The following is a 17,927-nucleotide window of genomic DNA, read 5'->3' as shown; positions in this document are numbered from 1 at the left end:
GGTGTCGAAATCGTCGCGATGGACGGGTTCACCGGGTTCAAAACCGCCTCCGTCGAAGAGCTGCCTGCGGCGGTGACGGTGATGGATCCCTTCCACGTCGTGAGGCTGGCCGGTGACGCGCTCGATGGGTGCCGCCGCCGCGTCCAGCGCGATGCGTTCGGGCGGCGCGGGAGGAAGAATGATCCGCTCTACACGGCGCGTCGTACCCTGCACACCGGTGCCGGCTTGCTCACCGAGAAGCAACAAGCCCGCCTTGAAGCGCTGTTCGCCGATGAGCGACATGCCGAGGTCGAGGCGACCTGGGGCATCTACCAGCGGATGGTCACCGCATATCGGGAACCCGACCGGGGTCTGGGGAGGTTCGCCATGCAGCAGCTCATCGACTCACTCGCCAGCGGGGTCCCGACCCCGCTCGTCGAGCTGCGCAAGCTCGGCCGGACGCTGAAGCAACGCGCCGCTGACATTCTCGCGTTCTTCGACCGACCTGGCACCAGCAACGGTCCTACGGAGGCCGTCAACGGGCGGCTCGAACACCTTCGCGGCTCCGCTCTGGGCTTCCGCAATCTCACGAACTACATCGCACGCAGTCTGCTTGAGGCCGGTGGTTTCAGGCCACACTTACACCCTCATTTTCGATGAGCCAGATAACCAAAGAAACTCTTTATCACAGTAGCTTACATTGTATTTGTTGAATAATTCGCTGATTTTTTGGAATGCATCAACCTGATTATAGAATTTTCTTTCATGGCGATTCATATTCGTCACAGGTACTCCAAAAGTCTTGCCTCAGAGACGAGTGAGTTTCCCATGCCGTCGATCCATCAGCTCCACACTCTCACTCGTCTCGATGCCCCTGGCTACCATGGTCTCATGTCCCTGGATCACACCGCACCCGAGCGCGCCCTGAGCAGCCCCGCCGCCCCCGGCGCCGGACGCTACGCCCCTTCCCCCTCCGGGGACCTGCACCTGGGCAACCTGCGCACCGCGCTGCTGGCGTGGCTCATGGCCCGCACCACCGGGCGCGCCTTCCACCTGCGCATCGAGGACCTGGACCGCGTGCAGGAGGGCGCGGCCCAGCGTCAGCTGGCGGACCTGGAAGCCCTCGGCGTGGACTGGGACGGTCCCGTGCTCGTCCAGTCGGAGCGTCAGGACGCCTACGACGACGCCGTCGCCCGCCTGCGCGAGGCCGGCCTGGTCTACGAGTGCTACTGCACCCGCCGGGAGATCCAGGAGGCCTCCTCCGCCCCGCACGGCGCCCCCGGCGCCTACCCCGGCACCTGCCGGAACCTCACCGACGCCCAGCGCGAGCAGCGCCGAGCGCAGCGGCCCGCCGCCCTGCGCCTGCGCGCCCAGGTGACCCGGTGGACCGTGCAGGACCGCTGGGCCGGGCAGCACACCGGCGAGGTGGACGACGTCGTGCTGGTGCGCAACGACGGACGCCCCGCCTACAACCTCGCCGTCGTCGTGGACGACGCCCACCAGGGCGTGGACCAGGTGGTGCGCGGGGACGACCTGCTGGCCTCCGCGCCCCGGCAGGCCCACCTCGCCCACCTGCTCGGCCTGCCCCCTGTGGAATACGCCCACGTGCCGCTGGCCCTGAACCGGGACGGCAAGCGCCTGGCCAAACGCGACGGCGCCGTGACCCTGCCCCAGCTGCGCGCGGCCGGCGTCAGCCCGGAGCAGGTGGGGCGGATGATCGCCGGATCCATCCCCCTGCCGCCGCTGCGCACCCCGGACGGCCCGTGCCTGCCGCACACCGCCGCGCAGATGCTGGAGGTCTTCGACCCGGACCGCATCTCCCACCGACCCTGGACCGTGCTGGACCCGATGATGGAGGGCACCTGTGGAGCTTGCTGAGCGCATCCCCAAGAAGCACCGGGGCACCGCCGCCCTGATCGCCGTGCTCATCGGCTCCACCGGCATCCAGGTGACCACCGCCGTGGCCACCGGCCTGTTCGAGCGCTTCTCCCCGCCGACCGTGTCCGGGCTGCGCCTGCTCACCGCCGCCGTGATCCTCCTGGCCGTGGCCCGTCCCCGCTTCTGGCGCTTCACCCGCCGCGACTGGACCGCGGTCCTGTCCTACGGGGTGGTCGCCTCCCTGATGAACGTGTTCTTCTACCTCGCGGTCCAGCGCATCCCCCTGGGCGTGGCCGTGACCATCGAATACCTCGGGGCGTTCACCGTCGCGATCCTCGGGGTGCGCCACCTGCAGGACGGGATCTTCGCCCTCGGCGCCCTGGCCGGGGTCGCGATGATCGCCGGACCCACCTTCGGCTCCACGGACTGGTGGGGCTACCTCTTCGCCGCCCTCGCGGCCGCCGCCATGTGCGGATACACCCTGCTCTCCGCGCGCATCGGCTCCGGGGCCCCCGCCTCCTCGGGGATCCGCGGGCTGGCCGTGTCCATCACCATCGGCGCCCTGCTGTGGCTGCCGGCCACCGCGACCGCGATCCCCCGGATGACCGGGCAGGACTGGCTGCTGGCCGCCTTCATCGGCGCCTTCGGCCTGGCCCTGGCCTTCTCCTGCGACGCCTTCGCCGCCTCCGCGACCGGACCCGCCGTCGTCGGGGTGTTCTTCAGCCTGGACCCGGTGGTCTCCTCCGTCGTCGGCCTGGTGATGCTGGGGCAGGTGCTCTCCGTGCCGGCCTACGTGGGGATCGGGCTGATCGTGGTCTCCGGGGCGGCGGTGACGTGGAAGGCCAACCGCTCCGCCGCGCGCATCACCACCCACACCGAGGCCCTGCAGATCATCGACACCCAGCAGATCCCCCGCATCGACTGACTCGCCCCCGCCCCGCCCCGCTCCACTCCCCCGACCGGCCGGGCGCATTTGGTGGCTCACACCACCCTTGGCATACTGAGCCATCGACGCGCACGTCACACTGACGGTGTGGCCCGTGCGATCAGCGCACCGACGATGAGGGGATCCCACATGTCAGACCAGGCCTTCCAGTACCTCGCCCTGGGGATCTACTTCCTCGGGATGATCGCCATCGGCCTGTGGGCCAGCACCAAGAACAAGGACACCGAGGACTACATGCTCGGCGGGCGCTCCCTGCGCCCCGGCGTCGCAGCCCTGTCCGCCGGCGCCTCGGACATGTCCGGCTGGCTCGTGATGGGCCTGCCCGGCGCGATCTACCTGACCGGGCTCGTGGACGCGTGGATCGCCATCGGCCTGACCATCGGGGCGTGGCTGAACTGGAAGTACACCGCCCCGCGGCTGCGGGCCTACTCCGAGGTCGCCGGCAACGCCATCACCATCCCGTCCTTCTTCGACAACCGGCTCAAGGCCGACGGGCTGGCCTCCCGCATCCTGCGCATCTCCTGCGGCGTGATCATCCTGCTGTTCTTCATCTTCTACGTCTCCTCCGGGATGGTGGCCGGCGGGAAATTCTACCAGACCACCTTCAACGGGGACTACCTCGTGGGCATGCTCATGATCGCCGCGATCACCGTGCTCTACACGTTCTTCGGCGGCTTCCTCGGCGCCACCTTCACCGACGTCGCCCAGGGCCTGCTCATGCTCATCGCCCTGATCATGGTGCCGATCGTCGCCCTGTTCGAATTCGGCGGGCCAGCCGAGGTCTTCGACGCCGTGCGCCACGCCAACCCGGACGCCCTGTCCCTGACCGCCGGGGCCACCGTCATCGGCGTCATCTCCTCCCTGGCTTGGGGCCTGGGCTACTTCGGGCAGCCGCACATCATCGTGCGCTTCATGGCCCTGCGCTCCCCCGCCGACGCCCCCGCCGCCCGGCGCGTGGGCATCGGTTGGATGGTGCTGTCCGTTGCCGGCACCATCTGCACCGCCCTGACCGGCATCGCCTACTTCTCCACCCACCCCGACGCGCACCTGACCGACGCGAAGTCCGCGGAGACCGTGTTCCTGGACCTCTCCCAGATCCTCTTCCACCCGCTGGTCGCCGGATTCGTGCTGGCCGCGGTGCTCGCCGCGATCATGTCCACCGTCTCCTCCCAGCTGATCGTCTCCTCCTCCGCCGCCGTGGAGGACCTCGCGATGCTGCTGATCAAGCGCAAGCCCTCCCCGCGGGCCCAGCTGTGGATGTCCCGCTCCGCCGTGCTGGCCGTGGCCGTGATCGCCGCGCTGATCGCCCTGGACTCCGACTCCGCGATCCTGGACCTGGTGGCCTTCGCGTGGGCCGGCTTCGGCGCCGCCTTCGGCCCGATCATTCTGCTGTCCCTGTACTGGCGCCGCCTCACCGCCGAGGGCGCGCTGACCGCCATGATCTCCGGGGCCACCGTGACCATCCTGTGGAAGCAGCTCGTGGAGGACCCCGCCTCCACCGGCATCACCGGGCTGTACGAGATCGTCCCCGGCTTCGCCGTCGCCCTGGTGCTGGGCGTGGTGGTCTCCCTGGCCACCCACAAGCCCTCCGAGCGGATCGACCGGGAGTTCGACGAGGCCCGGGAGCTGGCCGCGGGGCGGTAGGCGGTTGCGGGGCGCTGGCTTGCCGCGGTCCGGTCGCCGGTTGCGGCGCGGCAGCTGGCCGCGGCCCGCTAGGATCGGGGCGTGACCGATACAGCATCCGCCGACCTGCCCGCCGTCGTCTCCGAGACCTTCGACCCCGCCCGCTGGCGCGTCGTCGAGGGCTTCGAGGACCTCACCGACGTCACCTACCACCGCCAGGTGGAGCGCGACCAGACCGGCCGGGTGGTCCGGGACCTGCCGTGCGTGCGCATCGCCTTCGACCGCCCCGAGGTGCGCAACGCCTTCCGCCCCTCCACCGTGGACGAGCTGTACCGGGTGCTGGACCACGCGCGGATGACCGGCGACGTCGGCACCGTGCTGCTCACCGGCAACGGCCCCTCCCCCAAAGACGGCGGGTGGGCCTTCTGCTCCGGCGGGGACCAGCGCATCCGCGGGCGGGACGGCTACCGCTACGCCGAGGGTGAGACCGCCGAGACCATCGACCCCGCCCGCGCCGGACGCCTGCACATCCTGGAGGTCCAGCGGCTGATCCGCACCATGCCCAAGGTGGTCATCGCGGTGGTCTCCGGGTGGGCCGCCGGCGGCGGGCACTCCCTGCACGTGGTGTGCGACCTGACCATCGCCTCCCGGGAGCACGGGAAGTTCAAGCAGACCGACGCGACCGTCGGCTCCTTCGACGCCGGCTACGGCTCGGCCCTGCTGGCCCGGCAGGTGGGGCAGAAGTTCGCCCGGGAGATCTTCTTCCTGGCCCGGGAGTACAGCGCGCAGCGGATGCTGGAGATGGGCGCGGTCAACGAGGTGGTGGACCACGCCCGCCTCGAGGAGACCGCCCTGGAGTACGCCGTGGACATCGCCCGCCAGTCCCCCCAGGCCATCCGGATGCTGAAGTTCGCCTTCAACCTGCCCGACGACGGCATGGTGGGCCAGCAGGTCTTCGCCGGAGAGGCCACCCGCCTGGCGTACATGACCGACGAGGCCGTGGAGGGCCGCGACGCCTTCCTCGGCAAGCGCGACCCGGACTGGTCCGCGTACCCGTACTACTTCTGAGCGGGGTCGGGGTGGGGCTGGACTGAACGCCGACCCGGCGCACTCGTACCCATAGGCCCCGAGATCATCGCCGAGGCGGCGCATCCGTTCCCGCTTACGGCGTTTCCGGGAACGAATGCGCCGCCTCGCGTGGGGGTGGGTACGGATGCGCCGCCTCGCGTGTGAAATGAGCGGAGTTGAACCGAAACGGCGATCCCGACCCGGCGCTCTCGTACCCACCGAGGCTGGGCCTTCCCGCGAGGCGGCGCTCTCGTACCCGGTTTCCGCGTTTCTGGGAACAGATGCGCCGACTCGCGTGGGGATGACGCTCGGGTGGGAACGGATGCGCCGTCTCGGCGTCGGACGGACAGGAACGGGCCGCCACCGACCAGACCGGCCCCACCCGGAAACGTCGCGGATAGCCTGGTGGGCATGGACTTCTCCGCGCTCACCCCCGCCCCCGAACCGCCCGCCCCTGGGCCCGGCGTGCCGGTGCTGGATGGTCCCGGTTCCCAGACGCCGCAGTCCCTGACCCGCGGGCTGAGTTCGCTGCCGGAGGCGGATCGGGACGCTCCCGCGCTGGTCGTGGCCACCTCCGGCTCCACCGGCACCCCCAAGCGGACCCTCCTCACCGCCGGGTCGCTGCGGGCGTCGGGGCGGGCCACCGCCGAGACCACCGACTCGGACGGGGCGCAGTGGCTGCTGGCCCTGCCCGTGCACTACGTCGCCGGGGCCCAGGTGATCGCCCGCTCCATGCTGGCCGGGACCACCCCCGTGACCACCGCGTCCCTCGCTCCCGGGACGGGGTTCACCGCCGGAGACTTCCTGGCCGCCGTCGAGCGCATGACCCACCCGCGGCGGATGACCGCCCTGGTGCCCACCCAGCTGCACGTGCTGCTGGAGGCCGCCGAATCCGGCGTCGTCCCCGCCGACCAGCTGCACGAGGCGCTGCGCTCCTTCCGCGCGATCCTGCTCGGCGGGGCCCCGGCCTCAGCGAGTCTGCGCGCGCGCATCCGGGAGCTGGGGCTGCCGGTGGTCACCACCTACGGCAGCGCGGAGACCGCCGGCGGCTGCGTGTACGACGGGCGCGCCCTGCCCGGGGTCGAGGTGCGCATCGAGCCGACGACGACGGCGGGCGGCCCGGCGACGGAAGACGGGCCGGACTCGCACGGACCAGGCTCCGCACCCGGAACTCCGGTCTCTGCCGCCCCCGGCGTGCTCGATGGATCATCCCCCAGCGCGGTCGACGAGGGCCCCGCCGGAGGTCCGGGGCGGATCTGGCTCGGCGGACCCACCGTGGCCGCGGGCTACCTGGAGGACCACGCGCGCCACACCGAGCACTTCCGCGTGGACGCGCACGGCACCCGCTGGTACCGCACCGACGACCTCGGCACCCTGGAGGACATCACGTCTCTCGCGGGGTCCCGGCCCGGAACCGAAAGTGGTTCCCCCACCGGGTCCGGACCCGGGCCCGGACCCAGGCCCGAGACAGGATCTCGCTCCGCATCCCGCCCCACAGACCACTCCGACGCCCCGCGCCCCGAGCACCTCGCCGGGCAGCGCCTGAGGGTGGCCGGGCGAGCCGACGACGTGATCATCACCGGAGGGATCAAAGTCTCCGCCCGTGCCGTGGCCGCGGCCCTCGAGGAGGTCCGGGGGGTGCGCGAGGCCCTCGTGGTCGGGGTGCCGCACCCGCGGTGGGGACAGGCGGTGGCTGCGATGGTCGCCGTCCCCGGCCTGTCCGGCACGACGCCGAGCGCCCCCGCCCACCCCGCGGATGCGCACGAGGACCCGGACGCGCGCGGGAACGCGGATGCGCGCGAGACCGCGGAGCTGGAGGACCGGCTGCGCGCCGCGGTCCGCGAGCGCCTGGGCCCCGCCGCGGTGCCGAAGCGCCTGGAGGTGGTGCGCGCCCTGCCGCTGACCTCGACCGGCAAACCGGACCGGGCCGCCGTCGCCCGCGCCCTCGCCGCGCCCCCGCCGTCGTCCCGAGTGAGGCACCACCCCCGCCGCCCCGAGTGAGACAATGGGGGCCGTTCGTGAGCGCATCGAGGGAAGGACGTCCGCCGTGGCAACCGTGGGGCAGTGGGTCGAGGGGGCGCGGCTGAGGACGCTGCCGCTGGCGGTGGCGCCGGTGATCGCGGGCTCCGCGGCGGCCGCGCAGATGGACTCCCTCCACGTCGGGCCGGCGGTGCTCGCGCTGCTCGTCGCGTTCTTCCTGCAGGTGGGGGTCAACTACGCCAACGACTACTCCGACGGCATCAAGGGCACCGACGACGAGACGCGCGTGGGCCCGCTGCGCCTGACCGGCTCCGGCGCCGCCGCCCCGCGCCAGGTGAAGCTGGCGGCGTTCGCGTGCTTCGGCGCGGCCGGGGCCGCCGGGCTGTGGCTGATCATCCTGGCGGGGCAGTGGTGGTTCCTGCTGATCGGGGCCTCCGCGGTGCTGGCCGCCTGGGGCTACACCGGCGGGAAGCACCCCTACGGGTACCTCGGGCTGGGCGACCTGTTCGTCTTCATCTACTTCGGGCTGGTGGCCACCCTGGGCACCACCTTCACCCAGGCCTCCCGCCTGTCCGCGACCGCCTGGTGCGCCGCCGTCGCCATGGGGCTGATCGCCTGCGCGCTGCTGATGGCCAACAACCTCCGGGACATCCCCACCGATGAGGTGGCCGGCAAGCGCACGATGGCGGTGCGTCTGGGCGACGCGCGGGCCCGGCTGGCGTACGCCGGGGAGATCGTGCTGGCCTACGCCGTGATGGTCTTCGCCGTGCCGGAGAACCCGTGGGTCCTGCTGGTGCTGTGCTCGCTGGTGCTGGCCGTCCCGGCGGTGCGCACCGTGCTGCGGACGCAGCAGATGCGCGCCCTGATCCCGGTGCTGCGCCAGACCGGATTCCTCAGCCTGGCCTTCGCGCTGCTGCTGGTCGTCGCCGCGGTGATGGCGGCGTGAAGCGGCCCGACGACGGCGGGGTGAACGGTCCCGACGCCGGCAGCGCGCGTCGTCCCGGCGACCCTGGCATGAGCCGACCCGACGCTGCCCGGTCCGGAGCCGCCCGCCCCTTCCCGTGGGGCTGGTGCCTGCTGGTGCTGCTGGTGGCCTCCTGCCTGCGCCCGGCCCTGACCTCCGTCGGGCCCGTGGTGGAGCCGCTGCGCGCCGCGACCGGCCTGTCCGCGGCCGGCGTCGGCCTGCTCGGGGCGCTGCCCCTGCTGGCCTTCGCGGTGCTCTCCCCGGTGGTGGCCCTGCCGGCCCAGCGCGTGGGCCTGGAGCGGGCGGTGCTGGCGGCGCTGGCGGTGCTCGCCGCGGGGATCCTGGTGCGCTCAACGCCCGGGCCCGGCCTGCTGTGGGTCGGCACCCTGCTGGTGGGCGCGGGGATCGCGGTGCAGAACGTCGTCGTGCCGGTGATCGTCAAACGGGACTTCCCCGGCCAGGTATCCGTGATGACCGGGATGTACACCGCGGTGCTCTCGGTGGCCGCGGCCCTGGCGGCGGGGTTCTCCGAGCCGCTGGCCGCCGTCCTGCCGGGCGGGTGGCGCACGAGTCTGGCGCTGTGGGCGGTGCCGGCGGGCGCGGCGGGTCTGTGGTGGGCGGTGCGCACCCGCGGTCGACGCCGCACCCAGCAGCGCACCGTCCCCCTGCGGGAGGCGGTCACCGGGGCGCTGCCCGTGCTGCCGTCGGCCCCGGAGCCGCCGTCCCTGCGCCGGGTGTCCATGCTGCGCTCCCCCATCGCGTGGGCGGTGACCCTGTACATGGGTCTGCAGTCGGCGGTGTTCTACACGGTGATGATGTGGCTGCCGAGCATGGAGGCCCGACTGGGCGTGGGAGCCGCGGCCGCCGGGTGGCACCTGTTCACCCTGCAGGTCACCGGGATCCTGGGGAACCTCTCCGTGAGCTTCCTGGCCGAGCGCCGCGCGTCCCAGTCGTGGCTGGCGATACTGCTGTCCTCGATGATCGTGGTGCCGGCAGTAGGAGCGCTGCTGTGGCCGGGCGGGGCCGTGCTGTGGTGTGGTCTGGTCGGCATCGGCTGCGGCGGCGGCTTCTCCCTGTCCCTGGCGATGATGGGTCTGCGCACCGTGCACCCGGCCCACACCCTGCGCCTGTCCGGGATGTCCCAGTGCCTGGGCTACCTGCTGGCGGCGACCGGCCCGCTGCTGGCCGGCTCCCTCGCCGAGGCCACCGGATCCTGGGCGGCGGTGCTGTGGTCGCTGCTGGTGCTGGCGTGCGTGCAGTTCGCCGCGGGCGTCGTCGCCGGCCGCAACCGCCGCATCGGGGAGCCGACGCCGCCCCGCCCCTGACCGGCTTCTCGGGGGTGGGCCTGCCCCAACACGACCCGGCGCATCCGTACCCACCCCTCCCCCCGGCCCACGCGAGACGGCGCATCCGTTCCCTAAAACGCCGAAACAGGGAACGAAAACGCCGCCTCGCGGAAGAACCCGGGGTCAGATGCTACGGTCCTCGCGGCGCAGCTGCTCGTCCACGTACTCGTCCTCCACCGCGGCGTCCTCCTGGGCGGTGCGCGGGTGGGTGCGTCGGGCCTCGCTGCGGGTGCGGCGGCGGCGGAAGAAGGCGGTGAACTCCTGCCCGGCGGCGGTGTGCAGGCGCGGGAAGGCCAGGTAGCCCACGGCCAGCCCGATGAGCACCGCGAAGATCCCGGCCAGGAACGGCCCGATGCCGATCAGCATGCACAGCAGGAACACGACGACGATCAGGCCCAGGCGGATCAGCGAGTACTTCAGGAAGTTCACGCCACCACTGTACCCGCGGCACCTGCACGCCTTCTGAAGACGGACCCGCCCCGACCATCGGCCCCGCAGCCCCCGGTGGATCAGCCGTCACGCCCCCTCCCCCGACCGTCTCTGATAAATTTATCAGCAGATCGAATAGGTGATAAATTTATCACCATGAGAACGCCCGTTGACTGTCCCTTCAACCCGGGGTCGGACACGGTCCCCGAGATCTGGGCTGGGCGCCGCGAGGAGCTCGATGACTGGCATCAGGTGCTCCGGCCTCGTCGTCTGGCGGGTAGGGCCGAACGGGGCAGGACCATCCTGGGTGAACCGGGCACGGGGAAATCCTGTCTGGTCAACAGGATCAGCGAGGAAGCCCGGCACCAGGGGGACTGGACCACCGGCCAGCTGCGGATTCCCCGGGGGACCGATCCGCTGCGCCGCCTCGCCCGGGCGCTGGTGGATCTGGCCCGGCAGGCGGGCCTGACCACGGCCCGAGAGCACTCGGTGACCGCCTTGATCCGTCGTGTTGAGAAGATCGCAGCTGCGGGAGTGTCCCTGAGCCTGCGGGATGCGCAAGCCCCCGAGCCGTACACCGACCTGACCGATCTGCTGATCGAGATCGGACGCTCCGCCTTGCGGGCCCGCAACACCATGGTGCTGATACACCTCGATGAAGTGCAGAACATCGACGATGACGATGTCCGCTCCCAGCTGCTGGTCGCCCTCGGCGATGCGCTCACCCACGAAGAGACGGTCCAGGCGCCCGGCGGATACTCCTTCTCGCGGGTGCTTCCCCTCGCCGTCTACCTCACCGGTCTTCCGGAATTCGCGGAGATGGCCGGAGCGCGCACCGGTGCGACCTTCGCCCGACGCTTCAAGACGACGGTGCTGGAGGCCATCAGCGACGAGGATCTGGAGATGGCGCTCGAGCCCTTCGTCGCCGACGGGTGGGAAGTCCCCGACGACCAGGGCGGCCTCACCCGCATCAGCATGCACCCGGACGCCCGCCGAGCGATCATCCAGCTCTCCTGCGGCGAACCCTTCCTCTTCCAGTTGGCCGGGGAACAGGCCTGGAACGCCGGCACCAGCGAGGTGATCACCGAGCGTCAGGCCTTCCGAGGGTGGGAGCGGGCGGCGGACGCCGCGGAGACGCACGTCGAGCGCATCCTCCAGAGGCTGCCGACCCGTGAACGAGAATTCCTCGACGCCATGGTCGCGCTGCCGGCTGAGTCGCGGACCCTCAGTGCGATCGCGGAGGAGGCCGGGTACGCGAAATCCAGTCAGGCAGGGCCCACTTCACAACGCCTCGACGTCGTGCGCGGCATCATCCAGCGCCGCGGACGCGGCAAGGTGTACCGCTTCCGAAATCGCGCCGTGGAGGCGCTGCTCGCCACTGACTGGCCCTACGAGGAGCGCGCTTGACATCATGTCGCGCAGGGGCGACCCCAGGAGCGGGGCCCGGCGGGCCCCGGTAGAATCGCTGGCATGCGCGCCGTTCTGATCATCGCCGTCGGGGCCCTGCTGGTGGGGCTGAGCATCTACGCCCTGCTCGACGTCGCCCGCACCGAACGGAGCCGGATCCGGGCCCTGCCCAAGCCGGCCTGGTTCCTCATCGCCCTGCTCTTCCCGGTGATCGGTCCCGTGCTGTGGCTGAGCCTCGGCACCCGCCGGGACCGACCCGCAGGCGGTGAGCCCCGTCGTCGTCGCGGTCCCTCCGCGGGACCTGCCCCGCAGGCCGGGCGCGCCCCGGACGACGACGCCGCGTACCTGGACTTCCTGGCCAAGCAGGCCGAACGACGTCGGAAGGACCGGGAGCGCGAGCAGCGCCGCAAACCGGACTGACCCCGCCCACTCCCCCACCAGCCCGCAAAACTGGAGATGCTTCGCAGAACGGGACGATACAGGTCCCGAAATGCGAAGCATCTCCAGTTTTGCGGCGAGGGGGAGGGGGTTTACAGGCCCGAGTAGGAGTGCAGGCCGTTGAAGACCGTGTTCACGGCCGTGAAGTTGAAGATGATGCAGGCGTAGCCGATGATCGACAGCCACGCCGAGCGGGCGCCCGTCCACCCGCGGGTCGCCCGGGCGTGCAGGTACGCGGCGTAGACCACCCAGATGACGAAGGTCCACACCTCCTTGGCGTCCCAGCCCCAGTAGCGGCCCCACGCCTGCTCCGCCCAGATCGCCCCGAAGGCCAGGGTGATGGTCCACATGACGAACCCGACGGCGTTGAGCCGGAACGCGAAGTTCTCCAGGGCCTGCGCGGAGGGCACCAGGCGCAGGAACGGCATCCGGTCCCGCTCCCCCTCGATCAGCCGCCGCTCCCGCCAGCCCTGCAGCAGCTGCAGCACCGCCATCGCGAAGGTGATGGTGAACACCCCGGAGGCCATCACGGCCACGGACACGTGGATCACCAGCCAGTAGGACTGCAGGGCCGGCTGCAGGTGCCCCACGGGAGTGGGGAAGCCGATCGTCGCCGCGACCATCATCACCAGCGCCAACCCGGAGACCAGGGTCCCGACGAAGCGCAGGTCCCGGAACAGCAGGGAGATCAGGAACACCGCGGAGACGACGAGGGCGCCGGTGGTGCAGAACTCGTACATGTTGCCCCACGGCACCCGCCCCGCCGCGAGCCCGCGGGTCACGACCCCCGCCAGGTGCACCACGGCGGCCAACACCATCACGGCCACGGCCACGTTCGCGGCCGGGCGCCGCTCCCCCGAGTACAGCATCGCGTCATCGGCGGTCTGCCCGGCCAGGCGGGCCTTCTCCGCGCGGGAGCGTCCGCGGCCCCGGGTGCCGACGCCGGTCTGCTCGGCGGCATCCTCCGGGTAGCCCGGAGCAGCCCGCCCCGACGGCGCCGCACCCTCCTGCCCGCGGCCGGCACCAGACCCAGCCCCAGCATCAATACCAGCATCAGCACCGGCCCCGCCCGCGGCCACCCCGGCCGGGACCCGCTCCAGCCCGAAGGCGGCGTCGCCGGACTCCGCGCGGGTGGCCTCCTCGGCGCGGCGGGTGGCTCGGGAGTGGGAGGCCAGGTCCCAGGTGAAGGCCACGAAGGCCACCACGTAGACCAGGGCGGCCAGGAACATGAGCATCTCGCTCCACTGGCCGAGGTTCTCGTTCAGGGTCATGACTGCCTTTCCTCGCGAGTCTGCGCGCGGCGCGGCCGGGGGCTCACGCTTCGCTGAATTCTAGTCCCCACTCCTTGGCGAACAGCTGGGTCAGCCGGTCCGCCTCCGCGCCGATGCGCGGGTCCTCCCCGCGGGCCAGCAGCCCGTACTCCACGACCACGGCGTCGGTGCCGTCGGCCAGGCGGGTCGCACGCGCGGTGACCCAGGCGCGGCGCCGGGCCACGAACAGGGAGACCACCAGTCCGGCGAAGGCCAGCAGGAAGGAGACCAGGACCACGGGCTTGCCCGGGTCGTAGTGGATGTCCAGGCCGACGTAGCGGCTCACGCCCTCCAGCTCGATGCTGCCCTTGCCCTCGGGCAGCTCGGCCTTGGGGTTCTGCTCGGTGAGCACGATGCCGTTCTTGTTGCGCATCGAGTTCAGCTCGTGCAGGGAGGAGGTGTCCAGCACGTACACGTTCTGCGGGGTGCCGCCGTCCAGCCCGAGGTCCCCGCTGTAGGAGGAGAGCACCAGGGCCGGGTTGGACAGGCTGGGGTCCGCCGAGTACGGGGACTGCCCGTCCTGGATGACGGCGGAGGGCAGGAACATCCCGACGAAGCCGAGCTGATCCGGGCGGGCGTCCGGGACCTTCAGGACCGTGGAGGAGGTGTAGGTCTTGTCCGTGGCGAGGCTGACCACCGGGCCCTCGTAGGCCACCTTCCCGTCCCCGTCGGTGACCTTCACGATCGGGGCGTAGCCGTTGCCGGACAGGTACACGCGGGTGCCGTCCACGCTCAGCGGCTGGTTGACCTTGAGGGTCTCCTTCCGGGCCTTGGAGTCGGCGTCGTCCTTCACGGACACGTCCGCGGTGAAGTCCAGGGGCTGGGCGTAGGTGGGCGAGCCCTGCTGCCGGTCGAAGCTGACGTGGAAGTCGTCCAGGGTCAGGGAGAAGGGACGCAGCCGGTCGGCGTCGAAGTCCGTGCCGGGGGTGAAGGTGTCGTAGCTGACCAGGGTGTTGACGAAGGACTCCCCCTTGACCACGATCTTCTGTCCCGAGTACCCGAACAGGGAGCCGATGGCCATGCCCACCAGGACCCCGATCAGCGCGGCGTGGAACAGCAGGTTGCCCAGCTCCCGGACCATGCCCCGCTCCGCACCCACGCTGGGGGCGGGGCCGTCCAGGCGCAGGTCCGTGCGGTAGCGACGCCGGCACAGGATCCGCTGGGCGGTGCGCACCGCGGTCTGCGGGTCCAGCGGGGCGCCGTCGGCGGTGCGCACGGAGTCCGCGGGGATGGTCAGGGTGCGGTGCTGGGGCAGCCGGGTGAGGTTGCGGGGGGTGCGCGGGGGCTTGGCCCGCCAGTCCTTGGCGTGCTTCACGGCCCGCGGCAGGACGCAGCCGATCAGGGAGATGAACAGCAGCAGGTAGATCGCGGAGAACCACACGGAGGAGAAGACGTCGAACAGCTGCAGCTTGTCCGCGATCGGCCCCCAGGTGGGGTGGGCCTCGAGGTAGGTCTGGACCTTGCCGGGGTCCTGGATGTTCTGCGGGAAGATGGACCCGGGCACCGCGGCCACCGCGAGCAGCAGCAGCAGGAACAGGGCCGTGTTCATCTTGGTCAGCTGGGTCCAGGCCCAGCGCAGCATGCCCAGCGGCCCCAGCGCGGGGGCGTCGGCGGTGCGTCCCCGACGGCGGGAGCGTCGGCTCCCCTGCCGCTTCGGGGCGTCGGGCGAGGTCTGCTCCGGGGAGTCCTCGGACTTCATGGCGTGGCTTCCCTTCGACGATTCCGGGCTCATACCGGCAGCTCATAACCGGGAGTCACGGACTGGATCCAGGACATCAGCGAGCCCCACACCCCGGTGGCCATGAGCACCCCGACGACGACGAGCACCGCACCGCCGGTGATCTGCAGGCCCCGACGGTGCCGCTTGAGCACCCCGAAGGCCTCCGCCGAGCGGCGGAAGCCCAGGGCGATCAGCAGGAACGGCACCCCCAGGCCCAGGCAGTACACGGTGGTCAGCAGGATCGCCTTGGCGCTGGTGGGTCCCTGCACGTAGACCAGGGCCTGCACCGCGGCGAAGGTGGGCCCGATGCACGGGGCCCAGCCCAGCCCGAAGGTCATCCCCAGCACCGGGGCGCCCCACAGTCCGGCCGGGGGACGGGCATGGATCTTGCGGTCCCGCTGGAACCAGGGGATCCCGCCCATGAACACCACGCCCATGAGGATCACCAGCAGGCCCAGCACCACGGTGATCCAGGTCTGCCCGCGCAGCCAGGGGGCGGCCCCGACCTGCGCGAGGAGCACGGACATCAGCACGAAGACGAAGGAGAAGCCGAGCACGAACAGCCCGGTCCCGGCCAACATCCGCCCGCGGCGGCGCTGCTGCAGGTCCGATCCGGTCAGCCCGGTGACGTACCCGAGGTACCCGGGCACCAGGGGCAGCACGCACGGGGAGGCGAAGGAGATCAGCCCGGCCAGGGCGGCCAGGGGCACGGCGGCCCACAGGGAGCCGTCCAGCACCACCTGACCGAAGGAGGAACCCACGCCCGTGCCCTACGCCGTCGCGGAGGCCGACGGCGCGGCGCTGGCCCCGCCGAGCTGGTCCTGGATCAGGGTGCGCACGGTGGATTCGTCGATCTGCCCGAGCACCCGGGCGGCCACCCGACCCTGGGCATCGAGCACCAGGGTCGTGGGCACGGCCTGGGCCGGGACGTAGTCGGACATCGCCATGAGCACCTCGCCGGTGCGGTCCTCGACGGAGGGGTAGTCCACCCCGAAGTTGCGCTCGAAGGCCTCCGCGGTGCCCTTCTCATCGCGCAGGTTGACCCCGTAGAAAGCCACCCGGTCCCCGAACTCGTCGTGCAGCTTGACCAGGTGCGGCGCCTCGGCCCGGCACGGGGCGCAGCCGGCGTACCAGAAGTTCAGCAGGGAGGGCTTCCCGTGCAGGGAGGCGCCGGTGAGCTGGCCGCCGTCGAACAGGTTCCCGGTGAACTGCACGGGGTCCGTGCGGTCCTTCTCGGCGTACTCGGTGACCGTGCCGTCCCCGGAGATGAAGCCCTTGCCGTCGGCGCGGTTGGCCTGCTCGGCCAGGCCGTCATCGCCGGAGGAGCAGGCCGTGAGCGCGGCTAGGCCCAGAGCGGTGCCGGCCGCGAGGAATCCTCGGCGGGTGAGTCGCGTGCGATCGGGAAGGGGCATGGTGCTTTCTTGACGGGGTGTTCCGGGCGGTGGCTGGCGTGCGGGCGCGCTCGAGCTGCGGCCCGGGCGCGGGTCCGGCCATTATGAGCCGGGAAGCTGAATGACCCCTGGGTACAGGGGGGCCGCTGGTTCGGTGTAGCGGATCCGCGGGCGGCCCGGGGCGTGCACGTCGGACAGCTCCAGGGAGGTCAGGGAGGCCAGGTTGCACTGGCGGCTGCGCGGATCGTGCGGCAGGGACCGGCCCTCGATGCTGCGGCGCAGGATCCAGATGGGCAGCTGGTGGGAGACGAGCACCGCCTCCGCCCCGTCCCCGCCGATCTCGACGGCGCGCACCGCGGCGGCCTTGACGGCCTCGGCCATCCGGGTCACCTGCTCCCGGTACGGCTCCCCCCAGGAGGGGCGCAGCGGGTTGAGCAGCTTCGGCCAGTGCCGGGGGCTGCCGGCCAGCTCCCGGCGGTCCACGTGCAGGCCCTCGAACCAGTTGCCGGCCTCGATCAGGCGCTCATCGGTGTGCACGGGCAGGCCCAGCTCCCGACAGACGGGGGCGGCGGTCTCCTGGGCGCGGGTCAGCGGGGAGGCGCCCAGCCAGACGATGCGCGCGCCGTCGGCGGCCCGGCGGGCCAGCTCCGCGGCGGCCAGCTCCGCCATCTGCCGCCCGGTCTCGGACAGGTGGTATTCGGGCAGGCGCCCGTAGACGATGCGCTCGGGGTTGTGGACCTCGCCGTGGCGCAGCAGGTGCACCGTCGCGGATGCGGTCATGGTGTTCCTTTCCGATTCCTTGCGTCTCCCGGCGGGCGGGAGGCGCGGGGGCCGGGTGCGGGCCGACGGCGTCGGGCCCGAGGGGTGCGCGGGCCGTCAGGCCTCGGGATCCCGCCCGGCCAGGAGCCCGGCGAGGAGGCGACGCAGCCGCGGGACGTCGATGCGCCAGAAGTCCCGGGGGGTGCCGTCGATGAGCAGCACGGGGATCTCGGTGCCGTAGCGGCGCAGCAGCTGCGGGTCCCCGTCGATGTCCCGGGCGCTCCAGTCGAGGCCGAACTCCCCGGTCACGGCGTCCAGGTCCCGCCGGGCCTGCTCGCACAGGTGGCATCCGGCGCTGGTGAGCAGCTCCAGCCGGGGCGCGGACCCGGCGGATCCCGCGGCGGCGGAGGGGGAGACGGCGGCACTCATATCCCCCAGCCTAACCGCCTGCGCCCGGCCCGCGCGCGGCGCCCCGCAGCGCCCGCAGACGACGACGGCCGCCCACCGCGGGTGCGGCGGGCGGCCGTGGCGCACCCGTTCGGGTGCCGCGCGGTCCGCTGTCAGGGACTACTTCTTGTTGCGGCGCTGGTGGCGGGTCTTGCGCAGGAGCTTGCGGTGCTTCTTCTTGGCCATGCGCTTGCGGCGCTTCTTGATGACGGAACCCATAGATGTACCTGCCTTGTCTTCTC

Annotated in this window: 18 protein-coding genes; 10 read left to right on the top strand and 8 right to left on the bottom strand. The window is 71.7% G+C overall.

Translation table 11 applies throughout. The features are described 5' to 3' along the window. The 8 genes from NQ707_RS06790 to NQ707_RS06755 all read left to right on the top strand — a co-directional run. Nucleotides 1-639 (top strand): ISL3 family transposase (locus NQ707_RS06790; protein WP_404435187.1); only part of this gene is annotated, 639 nt, incomplete at its 5' end. Nucleotides 640-870: 231 nt separating this feature from the next. Next, entirely contained in the window at nucleotides 871-1,857 is a 987-nt protein-coding gene (gene gluQRS / locus NQ707_RS06785) for a tRNA glutamyl-Q(34) synthetase GluQRS (RefSeq protein WP_058743619.1), read from the top strand. Next, entirely contained in the window at nucleotides 1,844-2,782 is a 939-nt protein-coding gene (locus tag NQ707_RS06780; RefSeq protein ID WP_133566275.1) for a DMT family transporter, read from the top strand. Before gluQRS ends, NQ707_RS06780 begins: the two co-directional genes overlap by 14 nt. A gap of 150 nt (nucleotides 2,783-2,932) precedes the next feature. Further along, on the top strand, nucleotides 2,933-4,447 hold the full coding sequence (gene putP / locus NQ707_RS06775; RefSeq protein ID WP_404435185.1) for a sodium/proline symporter PutP: 1,515 nt from the start codon (nucleotides 2,933-2,935) through the stop codon (nucleotides 4,445-4,447). Nucleotides 4,448-4,528: 81 nt separating this feature from the next. Next, complete coding sequence (locus NQ707_RS06770) at nucleotides 4,529-5,494, top strand: 1,4-dihydroxy-2-naphthoyl-CoA synthase (protein ID WP_058731567.1); 966 nt, start codon at nucleotides 4,529-4,531, stop codon at nucleotides 5,492-5,494. Nucleotides 5,495-5,905: 411 nt separating this feature from the next. Next, on the top strand, nucleotides 5,906-7,495 hold the full coding sequence (locus tag NQ707_RS06765) for an AMP-binding protein (RefSeq protein ID WP_232238481.1): 1,590 nt from the start codon (nucleotides 5,906-5,908) through the stop codon (nucleotides 7,493-7,495). Between the two features lie 46 nt (nucleotides 7,496-7,541). Then, nucleotides 7,542-8,420: a 1,4-dihydroxy-2-naphthoate polyprenyltransferase gene (locus NQ707_RS06760; protein ID WP_058743564.1), complete on the top strand. Its 879-nt coding sequence runs from the start codon at nucleotides 7,542-7,544 to the stop codon at nucleotides 8,418-8,420. Between the two features lie 68 nt (nucleotides 8,421-8,488). Then, nucleotides 8,489-9,763, top strand: coding sequence for an MFS transporter (locus NQ707_RS06755; protein ID WP_081046346.1), 1,275 nt, complete (start codon nucleotides 8,489-8,491; stop codon nucleotides 9,761-9,763). Between the two features lie 144 nt (nucleotides 9,764-9,907). Here NQ707_RS06755 and NQ707_RS06750 read toward each other — a convergent pair whose 3' ends face one another. Continuing rightward, nucleotides 9,908-10,213: a DUF4229 domain-containing protein gene (locus NQ707_RS06750; protein ID WP_058743719.1), complete on the bottom strand. Its 306-nt coding sequence runs from the start codon at nucleotides 10,211-10,213 to the stop codon at nucleotides 9,908-9,910. A 156-nt stretch (nucleotides 10,214-10,369) separates the two neighbouring features. On the opposite strand from NQ707_RS06750, the gene NQ707_RS06745 reads away from it, so the two are divergent. Next, a complete protein-coding gene (locus tag NQ707_RS06745) occupies nucleotides 10,370-11,620 on the top strand; it encodes an AAA family ATPase (protein WP_129357738.1) in 1,251 nt (416 codons plus the stop codon). Between the two features lie 63 nt (nucleotides 11,621-11,683). Beyond that, a complete protein-coding gene (locus tag NQ707_RS06740; RefSeq protein WP_058743623.1) occupies nucleotides 11,684-12,040 on the top strand; it encodes a PLD nuclease N-terminal domain-containing protein in 357 nt (118 codons plus the stop codon). Nucleotides 12,041-12,150: 110 nt separating this feature from the next. Here the strand turns inward: NQ707_RS06740 and ccsB are convergent, their stop codons facing one another. From ccsB to NQ707_RS06705, 7 genes are all read right to left on the bottom strand, one after another. Then, nucleotides 12,151-13,329 carry a c-type cytochrome biogenesis protein CcsB gene (gene ccsB / locus NQ707_RS06735; protein WP_100464110.1) on the bottom strand — a complete coding sequence of 393 codons (1,179 nt, stop codon included), beginning with the start codon at nucleotides 13,327-13,329 and terminating at the stop codon, nucleotides 12,151-12,153. Nucleotides 13,330-13,372: 43 nt separating this feature from the next. Beyond that, nucleotides 13,373-15,067 (bottom strand): cytochrome c biogenesis protein ResB, encoded by a 1,695-nt coding sequence (locus NQ707_RS06730; protein WP_404435181.1) that lies wholly within the window; start codon nucleotides 15,065-15,067, stop codon nucleotides 13,373-13,375. Nucleotides 15,068-15,096: 29 nt separating this feature from the next. Next, complete coding sequence (locus NQ707_RS06725; RefSeq protein WP_358293537.1) at nucleotides 15,097-15,849, bottom strand: cytochrome c biogenesis CcdA family protein; 753 nt, start codon at nucleotides 15,847-15,849, stop codon at nucleotides 15,097-15,099. A 9-nt stretch (nucleotides 15,850-15,858) separates the two neighbouring features. Further along, nucleotides 15,859-16,500 (bottom strand): TlpA disulfide reductase family protein, encoded by a 642-nt coding sequence (locus NQ707_RS06720; RefSeq protein WP_064725123.1) that lies wholly within the window; start codon nucleotides 16,498-16,500, stop codon nucleotides 15,859-15,861. A gap of 81 nt (nucleotides 16,501-16,581) precedes the next feature. Beyond that, the gene (locus NQ707_RS06715) at nucleotides 16,582-17,259 is read right to left on the bottom strand and encodes a histidine phosphatase family protein (RefSeq protein ID WP_404435178.1); all 678 of its coding nucleotides are present in this window, start codon (nucleotides 17,257-17,259) and stop codon (nucleotides 16,582-16,584) included. Between the two features lie 96 nt (nucleotides 17,260-17,355). Beyond that, nucleotides 17,356-17,667, bottom strand: coding sequence for a glutaredoxin family protein (locus NQ707_RS06710; RefSeq protein ID WP_058731631.1), 312 nt, complete (start codon nucleotides 17,665-17,667; stop codon nucleotides 17,356-17,358). 138 nt (nucleotides 17,668-17,805) lie between these two features. Next, complete coding sequence (locus tag NQ707_RS06705) at nucleotides 17,806-17,904, bottom strand: 30S ribosomal protein bS22 (protein ID WP_003792170.1); 99 nt, start codon at nucleotides 17,902-17,904, stop codon at nucleotides 17,806-17,808. Between the last annotated feature and the right edge of the window lie 23 nt (nucleotides 17,905-17,927).

The organism is Rothia sp. BD8 (assembly GCF_044878465.1).
Lineage (GTDB): Bacteria > Actinomycetota > Actinomycetes > Actinomycetales > Micrococcaceae > Rothia > Rothia kristinae.
The sequence above is the reverse complement of the archived record's forward strand: the minus strand, read 5'-3'. Positions and strand labels throughout refer to the sequence as shown.